10 protein-coding genes are annotated in these 12,442 nt (G+C 39.0%); 7 read left to right on the forward strand and 3 right to left on the reverse strand.

Features of this window, described 5'->3' with window-relative positions; all coding sequences use genetic code 11:
• Window positions 1-587: 587 nt before the first annotated feature.
• From deoC to DD649_RS14590, 6 genes are all read left to right on the forward strand, one after another.
• A complete protein-coding gene (gene deoC / locus DD649_RS14565; RefSeq protein WP_294108139.1) occupies window positions 588-1,367 on the forward strand; it encodes a deoxyribose-phosphate aldolase in 780 nt (259 codons plus the stop codon).
• 96 nt (window positions 1,368-1,463) lie between these two features.
• Window positions 1,464-2,786: a thymidine phosphorylase gene (deoA, locus tag DD649_RS14570; protein ID WP_294108141.1), complete on the forward strand. Its 1,323-nt coding sequence runs from the start codon at window positions 1,464-1,466 to the stop codon at window positions 2,784-2,786.
• A 53-nt stretch (window positions 2,787-2,839) separates the two neighbouring features.
• Entirely contained in the window at window positions 2,840-4,063 is a 1,224-nt protein-coding gene (gene deoB, locus DD649_RS14575) for a phosphopentomutase (RefSeq protein ID WP_294108143.1), read from the forward strand.
• 75 nt (window positions 4,064-4,138) lie between these two features.
• The gene (gene deoD / locus DD649_RS14580; protein WP_294108145.1) at window positions 4,139-4,855 is read left to right on the forward strand and encodes a purine-nucleoside phosphorylase; all 717 of its coding nucleotides are present in this window, start codon (window positions 4,139-4,141) and stop codon (window positions 4,853-4,855) included.
• A gap of 143 nt (window positions 4,856-4,998) precedes the next feature.
• Window positions 4,999-5,304 (forward strand): type II toxin-antitoxin system HigB family toxin, encoded by a 306-nt coding sequence (locus DD649_RS14585; RefSeq protein WP_336430887.1) that lies wholly within the window; start codon window positions 4,999-5,001, stop codon window positions 5,302-5,304.
• A gap of 2 nt (window positions 5,305-5,306) precedes the next feature.
• Entirely contained in the window at window positions 5,307-5,666 is a 360-nt protein-coding gene (locus tag DD649_RS14590) for a helix-turn-helix domain-containing protein (RefSeq protein WP_294108149.1), read from the forward strand.
• A gap of 58 nt (window positions 5,667-5,724) precedes the next feature.
• Here the strand turns inward: DD649_RS14590 and DD649_RS14595 are convergent, their stop codons facing one another.
• On the reverse strand, window positions 5,725-6,225 hold the full coding sequence (locus DD649_RS14595) for a GNAT family N-acetyltransferase (RefSeq protein WP_294108151.1): 501 nt from the start codon (window positions 6,223-6,225) through the stop codon (window positions 5,725-5,727).
• A gap of 181 nt (window positions 6,226-6,406) precedes the next feature.
• On the opposite strand from DD649_RS14595, the gene DD649_RS14600 reads away from it, so the two are divergent.
• Window positions 6,407-7,852 (forward strand): hypothetical protein, encoded by a 1,446-nt coding sequence (locus DD649_RS14600; RefSeq protein ID WP_294108153.1) that lies wholly within the window; start codon window positions 6,407-6,409, stop codon window positions 7,850-7,852.
• Window positions 7,853-7,920: 68 nt separating this feature from the next.
• Here the strand turns inward: DD649_RS14600 and DD649_RS14605 are convergent, their stop codons facing one another.
• Entirely contained in the window at window positions 7,921-10,707 is a 2,787-nt protein-coding gene (locus tag DD649_RS14605) for an insulinase family protein (protein WP_294108155.1), read from the reverse strand.
• Window positions 10,697-12,397, reverse strand: coding sequence for an ABC transporter ATP-binding protein/permease (locus tag DD649_RS14610; RefSeq protein WP_294108156.1), 1,701 nt, complete (start codon window positions 12,395-12,397; stop codon window positions 10,697-10,699). Before DD649_RS14610 ends, DD649_RS14605 begins: the two co-directional genes overlap by 11 nt.
• Between the last annotated feature and the right edge of the window lie 45 nt (window positions 12,398-12,442).

Here is a 12,442-nt window from a genome sequence, read left to right on the forward strand (position 1 = left end):
CCAAGTTATTATCATTGATATAGCGAGTTTTGAGCTAAAGAGTACTCATCGTTTGAACATTACCTTATTTAATCCATGTAATAATTGCAGTTTTCTGTTTTATACTCGCTGCAATGGACATCATTTAATCCTTAATTCCTTGTAGAAAGGCATTTGGCCTTCCGCTTTTATTTAATTCAGTTATATTCTTTTTGGGGTTTTATATCCAATTTCAATTTTTCAACTATTCTTAGCTAAGCTAATTAATGATGTAGTAAGGTATCAAAAAGCCATTTGAGAGAATCAAGTTGAAGCTAAATAGCGTATAATGGCGATCTGATTCACACTTTTTATTTTAATAATGTAACGTTCAGTCGATTAATGTGATTTGTAGCACATAAATTAGCGCTGTTCCATGGTCAAATAGAGGCAAGTAAGCTGCTAATGGAACTGCTAGTTCTTAGAGTAACGTTACTCTAGGGTATCGTGCGGTGAGAAGGATCTCAGCTGCTTAGCTCGGAAAGAGTCCGGCTAGCATCTTTATGGAACAAGCCCGCTCGCCAACAAAGAACGTGTCGTTCTGAAGATAAACAACGTTGGAGAGTTATATGACTGATTTAAATGCGGCTGCGCAACGCGCACTGAACCTGATGGATTTAACCACTTTAAATGATGACGATACTGATGCTAAAGTCATTGCATTGTGTCATCAAGCTAAAAGCCCAGCAGGTAATACCGCTGCTATTTGTATTTACCCTCGCTTTATTCCTATTGCTCGTAAAACTTTACGTGAGCAAGGTACACCAGATATTCGCATTGCAACAGTAACCAATTTTCCGCACGGTAATGATGATATTGAAATTGCAGTAGCGGAAACTAAAGCAGCGATTGCTTATGGTGCAGATGATGTTGATGTGGTATTCCCATATCGCGCTCTGATTGCAGGTAATGAAAAAATTGGTTTTGATTTAGTGAAAGCTTGTAAAGAAGTTTGCGCTGCTAACAACGTATTACTGAAAGTTATTATTGAAACAGGCGAGCTAAAAGATGCGGCATTGATCCGTAAAGCGTCAGAAATTTCAATCAAAGCAGGCGCTGATTTTATTAAAACTTCAACAGGAAAAGTGCCTGTAAATGCAACGCTAGAAAGCGCCGAAATCATGATGCAAGTTATTCATGATATGGGTGTGGCTAAAACGGTTGGTTTTAAACCAGCTGGTGGCGTGCGTACTGCTGAAGAAGCTGCACAATACTTAGCATTAGCAGGTAGAATTTTAGGTGATGACTGGGCCGATAGCCGCCATTTCCGTTTTGGGGCATCAAGCTTACTGGCGAGTTTATTAAATACTCTCGGCTTTGATACTAAAAAATCAAGCAGCAGTTATTAATCACCATTGCAATTTTACGCGCGCTATTATTCGCTATTAAAGTTGATAGCCGCGTAGTTATTGCCGATAAATTCTATTTGAATTGAGGAGTATATCGTGTTTTTAGCGCAAGAAATTATTCGTAAAAAACGTGATGGTAAGTCATTAAGTGAAGAAGAAATTCGCTTCTTTATTAATGGCGTGCGTGATAATTCGGTCTCAGAAGGTCAAATCGCTGCATTAGCGATGACGATTTATTTTAATGATATGACTATGCCAGAACGTGTCGCATTGACACTGGCTATGCGTGATTCAGGTACGGTACTGAATTGGAAATCATTAAATCTCAATGGCCCATTGGTTGACAAACATTCAACTGGCGGTGTCGGTGACGTAACTTCGCTTATGTTGGGACCAATGGTGGCGGCTTGTGGCGGTTATGTGCCGATGATTTCGGGGCGTGGACTAGGCCATACAGGTGGTACGCTGGATAAACTTGAAGCTATTCCAGGTTTTGATATTTTCCCTGATGATGCGCGCTTTCGTGACATCATTACCAATGTCGGCGTGGCGATTATTGGTCAGACAAATTCTCTGGCTCCGGCGGATAAACGCTTTTATGCGACGCGCGATATTACCGCAACCGTTGACTCTATTCCTTTAATTACGGCGTCAATCTTAGGTAAAAAACTTGCCGAAGGTCTGGATGCATTAGTTATGGACGTCAAAGTCGGTTCTGGCGCATTTATGCCAACCTACGAAAAATCAGAGCAACTGGCTGAATCTATTGTTCAAGTGGCTAATGGCGCAGGTTGTAAAACAACAGCCTTGTTAACAGACATGAATGAAGTACTGGCCTCAAGCGCAGGTAATGCAGTTGAAGTTCGTGAAGCGGTACAGTTTCTAACAGGTGAATATCGCAACCCACGTTTGTATGAAGTGACCATGGCTCTTTGTGTTGAAATGCTAGTATCAGGTTCACTGGCTGCCAACCGAGAAGAAGCGCGCCAAAAATTACAAGCAGTGCTGGATAACGGTAAAGCAGCTGAGATCTTTGGTCGTATGGTTGCAGCACAAAAAGGTCCAAGTGATTTTGTTGAAAATTACAGCAAATATCTACCAACAGCAGTGCTAAACAAAGCTGTTTATGCGCCAAAAGACGGTATCATCACACAGATGGATACCCGTGCGCTCGGTATGTCTGTTGTAACTTTAGGTGGAGGACGTCGTAAAGCGACAGATCCTATCGATTATAGCGTTGGTTTAAGTGATATCGCGGCTTTAGGCACTAAAGTTGATACGCAAACACCTCTTGCAATTATTCATGCTAACAGTGAAAAAGCATGGGAAGAGGCAGCTAAAGAAGTCCGTGATGCGATGATTATTGGTGATAAAGCGAGTGAAACAACACCAATGGTGTATCGTCAAATCAGCGAATAGACAATTTAGGTTCAAGCAGGTGTAAAGGCTTGCTATACCGCAGGAGAATAAATATGAAACGCACATTTATTATGGTTTTAGATTCCTTTGGGATCGGTGCTGCACATGATGCAGATAAATTCGGCGATGTAGGTGCAAACACACTTGGTCATATTGCAGATGCATGTGCTCGTGGTGAAGCTGATATTGGCCGTAAAGGTCCATTGCATTTACCTAATTTAACTAAACTCGGTTTAGGTAAGGCAGGGGAAGAATCTTGCGGAACATTCCCAGCAGGTCTTGATCCTAACGCAGAAATTATTGGTGCATACGGCTATGCGAGCGAAATTTCTTCAGGTAAAGACACTCCGTCAGGCCACTGGGAAATCGCGGGTGTACCTGTGTTATTCGATTGGGGCTATTTCAGTAATGAAGAAAATAGCTTCCCACAAGAATTGCTTGATACATTAGTTAAAAGAGCAAACCTTCCGGGTTACTTGGGTAACTGTCACTCATCAGGTACCGTTATTCTTGATCAACTGGGTGAAGAGCATATGAAAACCGGCAAACCGATTTTCTATACCTCTGCTGACTCTGTATTCCAGATTGCTTGTCATGAAGAAACGTATGGCTTAGACAAACTGTATGAGCTGTGTGAAATTGCACGTGAAGAGCTTACCAAAGGCGGCTACAACATTGGTCGTGTCATTGCGCGTCCATTTGTTGGCGACAAAGCGGGTAACTTTGCACGTACAGGTAACCGTCATGACTTAGCCGTTGAGCCACCAGCACCAACAATGTTGAAAAAATTAGTTGAAGAGAAACAAGGTGAAGTAGTTTCTGTTGGTAAAATTGCTGATATTTATGCCCATGTTGGCATTACCAAAAAAATCAAAGCAACCGGACTTGATGCGCTGTTTGATGCAACAATTGAAGAAATGAAACTGGCTGGCGATAACACTATTGTTTTCACGAACTTTGTAGATTTCGACTCATCTTATGGTCACCGTCGTGATGTTGCAGGCTATGCTGCGGCGCTCGAATTATTTGACCGTCGTCTACCAGAACTAATGAAACTAGTTAAAGAAGATGACATTCTTATTTTAACTGCTGACCATGGTTGCGACCCAACTTGGCCGGGTACTGATCATACACGTGAGCACATTCCTGTTCTCATTTATGGTCCAAAAGTAAAACCTGGTTCTTTAGGTCATCGTGAAACTTTCGCGGATATTGGTCAGACTGTGGCTAATTATTTTGATTTATCACCAATGGATTATGGTAAATCAATGCTCTAAGCATTTAGATTTTAAATTAAGGTGGGAGACCACCTTAATTATTTTAATTAAATTTATTATTTAAAGGGAATAAAAATGGCTACTCCACATATTAATGCTGAAATGGGTGATTTCGCTGATGTTGTTCTGATGCCAGGCGACCCATTACGTGCGAAGTATATTGCAGAAACCTTCCTTCAAGACGTGCGTCAGGTGAATAACGTACGTGGCATGCTAGGTTTTACTGGTACCTATAAAGGCCGTAAAATTTCTGTCATGGGTCACGGTATGGGTATTCCTTCTTGCTCTATTTACGCGAAAGAACTGATTACTGATTTTGGTGTGAAAGTGATTATTCGTGTTGGTTCATGTGGCGCAGTGATGGATGACGTTAAGCTTCGTGATGTTGTTATCGGTATGGGGGCATGTACTGACTCTAAAGTTAACCGTCTACGTTTTAAAGATCACGACTTTGCCGCTATTGCTGACTATGATTTAGTGCACAATGCAGTAGAAGCTGCAAAAGCGAAAGGTTCTAATGTCCGTGTGGGTAACATTTTCTCTGCGGATCTTTTCTATTCGCCAGATCCTGACTTTTTCAAAGTGATGGAAAAATACGGTATCTTAGGTGTGGAAATGGAAGCTGCGGGTATTTATGGTGTTGCTGCTGAGTTTGGCGCACGTGCACTGACAATTTGTACTGTTTCAGATCATATTAAAACTGGCGAGCAAACTTCATCAGAAGAGCGTCAAACTACATTTAATGAAATGATTGAAATTGCATTAGAATCAGTGCTGTTAGGCGATAAATAATTTTTTATTCGAACCTAAATTATTTTGTAAGAATGCCACGTTAAGCGTGGCATTTTTTATGGCGCAAATAAGATATGATTGAAGTTAGTCCCAAAATGGGATTTAATATTGAGTAAGTCCCATTTCGGGACTAAGCTAGCAAGATGAAAATCATCTCTATAAAAGCGCTAAAAGACTTTTGGGTAAGGTATCCTGAGTCAGAACAACCTCTGAAGGCATGGATAGATGAAGCAATTAAGGCAAATTGGAAAAACCCTTCAGAAATCAAAGGAATGTATCGTAGCGCAAGTATTTTGAAAAATAAGCGAGCGGTATTTAATATAAAAGGAAATTGTTACCGGTTAATTGTGGCTATTGCATATCAGCGTGGATGGATATTTGTTAAGTTCATCGGAACTCATAAACAATATGATAAAGTTGATGCAGAAACGGTGGATTTGGAGTCATGATAATGAAAATTAAACCCATCAGAACAGAACAAGATTATGAAGCGGCTCTGCGAGCGGTTTCTCCGATGTTTGATAATGAGCCAGAGCTAGATACCCCAGAGGGGGATTATTTTGAGGTGATGTGTTTACTCATAGAAGAATATGAAAAGGAGCATCATCCTATTGAGGCGCCAGATCCTATCGAAGCAATAAAATTTCGTATGGAGCAACAAGGGTTGACGGTTAAGGACCTTGAATCTGCGATAGGTAAAGCAAACCGAGTATATGAAATTTTGAATGGAAAACGTAATTTAACGCTTCCAATGATCCGCCGGTTGCATTGCCAATTTGGTATTCCATTACGTAGTTTAGTGGGTCTCTAATATTTCTTAATAATAGTTTTATGCCACACTTAGCGTGGCATTTTTTATGGCTTAAATTTTAAGCTCGTTTCTTGATGCGGCTCATCATGACTGCATCAACATATTGCCCATCACGAAAAGCGTAGTCACGCATTTTCCCTTCAAGCTCAAAGCCGAATTTTTCATAGAGTCCAACACCGCTCTCATTGGTGGCAAAGACTTCTAGTTCGATACGGTGGATGTTCAGCCAATTATCACAGTAATCGACCATCACTTGCATTAGCTGAGAGCCGATACCTTTACCTTGATGCGCTTCACTGACTGTAATGCCAAAAGTCGCGACATGTTTACGTCGAGCTTGACTGGCTTGGTTAATTACTAATAGCCCAACGACCTTATCATCAAGCATGGCAACAAATTGAGTGACGAGCGGATCATTTGCCCCTAATCGCACTTCCCAGGTTTTTTCTGTTGGGTAAGGTAGCTGTAAGGTATTGGCATAGGCCGAATAGTCGGCGTGCATTTGAGTGATAGAGGGAACATCGTTCAAGGTTGCTCTGCGGATGGTTACGTTATTCATTGTATATATCTTATTTATTTTATATGTAAGCATTAATACATCAAGTATTAGCCTTGTCAATGATATGAATTAAATAATATTATTTTCAGCATCAAAAATATGAATATCGCTATTTGATATCACTATTTTATAAGTGTCTATATTATTTTTTTAATAGCTCTTAAATTAAAGGAAATAAAGTATGGGTTTTTATATTAGTAGACATATAACAGAATCTGATACATTACAAATAATGATTAATAAAAAAATTAATAATAAGAAGGTAAAAGATGAAACATTAAATAAAATGGCAAAAAGAATAGAGTTCATTACACAAAAAAATAACAATCTTCCTTTCAAGGATGAGCTTGTTAAGGCTAGTGATGCATTAACTAAGTTTAAATGCGTTCCTGCCAAAATTAAGATACAAAAAATGATTGATGATACCTTAGCTAAAAATGTGAGTAATGGCATATCGTTAGATAATAAAGTAAGCGATTCTATCACTGATTGTATTAATGAATCTTCCAAAGAATTGGATGCTATAATAGATAGTATTCCTACTATAGATAAAAATAAAGATATAAATGGCAAAAATCATTTAATTAAAGAGAGTGATGAAATAAAAGATATTTTCTTTAAAAAAAGATTTAATGATGATATTTCTGCCAAAACATGCAATGAAATTGAAAAAAGAATTGAAATAATTAAAGGTAAAAAAAATAATGATGAAATGATATTTGAAATTAGTACTATAAAGAGTTACTTAATTGAATGTGAATTATCTAGTAATATACATGAAAAAATAAATAAAATATTGGACAAATATTTAGAGTTATTAATGAAAAAACAAAGAAATAATTTAGTAGTTGATAAATTATTAAAAACAGAAGTAATAGACAATATGCCTGAAAATGGCGTAGAGGCAACAGTTACGGAAGACCAATTACCACCGGTAGATGTTTTAGAAGATGTCTTAATCTCAACCTTGAAAAACAGCCATTACTCAGATAAAGCTATAGAAAAAGTCAAATGTCATATAAAGAAAATAAAGGGTAATGAAGGGATTAAAAAAAGAATATATAATATTTTAAAACTTTCAACAGAACCAAGTGATGTTGAAAGTTGGAAGTATAAAGATGAGTTAATTATTTTAAATTTGAAAAAATCAAATGAACTACTTAATTATGAGGTTGGAATTCAGTATGAAAAAAAACTTCATCCTAAATCTAGAACAATATCAACATCAACATCAACATCTGATTTACATAAAATACAGGAAAATAAAAATGTCGATGATATTAGGGATATGGCTTTATTAGCGATTGATAATAAAGGACGCATAAGGGAATTACCTAATTACATTGAAAATAAACTTAATGAAATTAAAAATAAAGATACAATTAATATACTTAAAGATGCTAGAGTTACATTATTAAAAGGAGCCGCATATCAATATGATAAAAATCCTGATATTAGTAAGATATTGGAACTGGCTTGTGCTAAAAATATAATTTCAGAGCATAGAGTTTCTTTCGGTGAGAAAATTACTAATTCATTAAGTGATGTTGGCAACAGAATACGGAAGGTTTTTTTTAATTTTATTTCAGGAGTAAGAAGTATTTGGCATAATCCAACGGAACACTAATTATTCTGTTATTATTTAGCCAACAGTTTGATATTAACTATTGGCTAAATAACATTATATTTTAGTTTCTACGGCGTCATCATAAAGACTTTACTGTTTTGCCCTAAATATTGACGTGCTAAACGGTTAATATCTTCTACTGACAATTGACGGATAATCCCTTGTTCTTGGTTTAACCGTTGATATTGCTTATCATCAGAAGCTATTTGCGTCAGAGCTTCAGTCCAATAACCCGAACTATCTGTGACTTGTGCATTTTCAGTCAGCCAGATATTTTTGGCTTCTGTCAGTTCTTTTTCTGTAATACCTGATTGGCGTATTTGCGAAATAGTTCTCTGTGAAATTTGGATCATCTCATCAGCACGTTCTGGGGAGGTGGTAAAATTCAGGCGAGCAAAATAGTAAGGTTGTGGTTTTTTTGCCAACATCTGTGAAAAACCGAGGGCATAGATACCACTGGCTTTTTCACGTAATTCACCGCGTAAACGTTGACTGACAACAGTATCAAGAAGCTGCATGGCGAGCTGATCTTGCTGTGTCCATTGCGCAGGCGCGGCAAATTGCATACTCACCATACTTTTATCACTGCTACTGATGGGATAGCGTTTATCAAAGCTTGCCATTTTTGGCATGATCCCTTGATCTCGCCAAGTTAATTTTTGGTTACTGGCGGGGATAGATGCAACCCATTGTTCTAATAGTGGTTTTAATTCACGAGTATTGACGGCACCTGTGATCACCAAAGTCATATCTGCGGTTGAAGTCAACAGCTGGCGATTTGCTTGCTGTAATTGCTGCGCAGTGAATTGATTCCAACCACCTTTTGGATTAATTACTAGTAATTCGCCATGGTTGTAGCTTTCCAAATTAATATTATCGAGGAAAGTACGTTCAACCGGTGTTTTTGACAGGTTCAATGCAAAGGATTGTTTTTGTTGCTCCAGTTTTTCACCGCTAAATTGTGGCGCAGTTAGCTTCAAGTGCAACAGTTGTAATGTGGTTTCTAAGTTATCGACTGGCGTTTTACCACGATAACCGTGGGTAAGTAGTTCACTATAAGGACGCAGCGAAATCTGATTTTGTTTTGCCAGTAATGCGAGATCACGGGCACTGTAATTGCCGTAACCACTACTTTCAGGTAATTTCAACGCCCAGTCTGTCAGCCCTGCGGTTTGTGCAGTTTCTAAAGAACGGCCACCCGGAAGTTGTAAATTGAATTGAATGTCTTCTTTGAGATTTTTATCTGCTTTAACAATTACCTGAATACCATTACTTAATGTCCAGTGCTCTGTTTTCGCAACGGGCAGTGAAGACTGTTCAACGATAGACCCTTTTACAACGCTCGGTAATTGCAATTGAATCGCTTGGGAACGCAGGGTAAATGGTCCTGGAGTGCTTTGACGAATGCGCTGCCACTGGGCATTAAACGCGGCATTGTCTATTGCTGCGGCATCAGTATCAGGTCCAATTAACGCCAAACGAGGAGAGGCGATTTGCAGAAATTTAGCGATATGCTGCTGTAAGTCTTGTGGCTTAATGTCTTTCATCAACTGATAGCTATTATCGAGCTGTTGGCGCTTGTTCCACATTGGCATATCGTATTCAAGAGCGGTAGTCACTTGGCCTGCAAGATATTCATTACTGTAGCGCTGTTCAGAAGCGGCTTGCTGACTCAATTTTTTTAACATGGCTTGTTTGACACTATCGAGCTCTTCTTGTGTGACAGGCTCTGTAGCAAGTCGCTGTAATTCAGTAAACAGGATCTCGGTTGCTCCGGTGTAATCATTCCCTTTAGGGTGAATAATCATTAATTGTTGTAGGCGTTGATTATCTAACATTGCCCCTTGTTCATTAATACTGATTGAGGGGATCAAGCCGTTATCAACCATTACTGAGAAACGTTGATTTAAAATGGCGAGCCATAGGTTATCGAGCAAGTCATCAGTTTGACCAAGGCGGGTATTTAATGGTGCGCTGACGTCTTTTTGCAGGGAAAACTGTACGTAGCGAGCGCCTTGCTCTTTATCAAATACTCCCTGAACTAACATATTGGTTGAGCCTGCAAAGGTTTTCCATTGCGGATCGTCTTGTGAGATTTTTTCAGGTTTTGGTAATGCAAATAGGGTATTAACTTCATTGCGTACTGATGATGAATTAAAATCACCAATAACAATCAAAGTCATGCGCTGAGGTTGATACCATGTTTGATAGTAATTTTTGGCTTGTTCAATCGGGGCTTGGCGAACAACATCTAATGAGCCGATAGGGTTGCGATTAACATAGCGACTGCCGTGGTAGCGTAGTTTTTCAAGACTATCATTGATGCGAAATCCCATACCTTGGCGTAGGCGCCATTCTTCAACAATGACAGGGCGCTCTTTCTCAAAAGCCTCTTGATCGAAAGTCATGTTAGATGCCCAATCTGCCATTACCTGTAAACTTGTTGTTACTTGTGCTGGTGTTGCTTCCGGTAATGAAAGCTTATACAGAGTGGTATTTAGACTGGTAATTGCATTAACATGGCTACCCAGTTTTAATCCCTGTTGCTCAAGTTGCTTAAAGCCGGTTGTACCTGGGAAATGTTTAGTACCTTTAAAGGCCATGTGCTCAGTAAAGTGCGCTAAACCGAGCTGTTGCTCATTTTCTTGTATCGAACCGCTATTAACCAATAAACGTAATTCAACACCCGGTTGACTACGTTGCAGCAGGTAAACTTGTAATCCATTATCTAATTGATAATGTTGAATATCGCTACGAACGGGCAAAAGAGTCTGTGAGTTTTTACTGATAGAACTGCTCGCGCAGCCTCCTAGCAGCAGACCAATAAATGTCGCTAACGTGATTTTACGAAGCATATTCTGGTGTTCCTGTTGATAAGTGGGCATTAAATTCAGATAGATCAATTTGCTGTTCAGCCAGTGAGGAAATAAAGCGTTGATGGCTGACTAAAACAATCGCACTTTCATGAAGTTGTGCCTTTAATAAAGCGATTAATTCTAATGCGCTATTTTCATCAAGGGCGGATGTGGTTTCATCTAAAAGTAACAATTTAGGGCGATTGAGTAATAAACGAGCAAACATAATACGTTGTTGCTCACCACCGGAAAGTCGGTTATTCCAATCGGTTTCTAATGTAAGTTGATGATGAAGTTTTTCCAGCCCAACTAAGGTCAGTGCATATTGAAAATCAGCAAGGCTAAATTTAGAAATAGCTTGTGGATAAGCTAATAAACTATCTAAGCGGCTAATAGGTAAATAAAGGCGTTGTGGTATCCACATTACGCTATTGGTTCGTGAAATATCACCAGAGAAAAATGGCCAATGACCACTTAGCGTACGTAACAATGTCGATTTACCGATGCCTGAACGACCTGAAATTAACGTCAATTCACCTTGTTTAGCGATTAAGCTAACATGATTAATTAGTTGTCTATTGTCGGCCGTTGAAACGGTTAAATTGGCGCTTAAAGGTATTGAGTTTTCTTGAATTTTGACTTCAGAATTTTTATCATTTTCCAGTAAAATCACAAAATTATACAGACGTGAAACCGTCGCTTGCCATGCTGCAATTTCTTTATAAGCAAAAATAAACCAACCTAACGACGTTGCCACGCTGCTGAAGGCTTGGCGTAATTGCATCAAGCCACCTAACATAATTTCACCCGCAAGAAATTTAGGAAGTGCTAATAAAACAGGTGCTAATGCTGTAACTTGTTGATATCCCACCGTGTAAAATGACAGATTTCGTTCACAGCTGATTAAGCGATTCCAGTTACCAATGATTTCACTAAAGCGACCCATCAGCTCTTTTCTATCTTGATTTTCACCGCGTTGACCTGCGATAGCATCGCCGTGCTGGCGGCAGTTAATCAATGAACTACGATAGTCTGCTTCGCGACGTTGTTTATCCATATGTAAACGACGCAGTGGAAATCCAATCCATTGAGTTAGTGCAATACCAATAATGGTGTAAATAATACAAGCCCAAAACATATAACCCGGAATGGTCCAATCACTGCCAGAAAAAGTAAATGTCAGACTACCTGATAGTGTCCATAAAATTGCGGCAAAGGATACAAGGGTTAACATGGAATGTAAGAAAGTGACTAATAAATTTAAGGTAGATTCCACTAATAAGCGGATATCTTCTGCAATACGTTGGTCAGGGTTATCAGGCTCTTGGGAAGTGAGCCTGAGCATGTAGTGCTTGCTGTTAGGGGAAAGCCAGCGACCAAGGATGAGTTCAGTCATGCCTTTACGCCAGCGAATAACAAGCATTTGCTTGAGGTAATTTCCCATTACTACTACGAATATAAGCCCACTGACCAATATCACAAAGTATTGCAATAGCCCATATAGCGCTTGTCCATCAAGCTTTTGCAGTGAGTTATAAAAGTCACCATTCCACGCATTCATTTTGACGTTGAACCAAACCGATGTCAGGGTCAGGCCAAGAGAGGCGAAAAGGAGTATCCAGCAGAAAAGGGCAGCACGCTGCCCCCAAAAAGGTTTAACTAAATAGAAAAATTGTTTTAGTGTCTTCATGACGCCTATTTCTTTTTTGTTGTTGCTCACATTGTTATTTTTGTA

This window comes from Providencia sp. (assembly GCF_003533305.1).
Lineage (GTDB): Bacteria > Pseudomonadota > Gammaproteobacteria > Enterobacterales > Enterobacteriaceae > Providencia.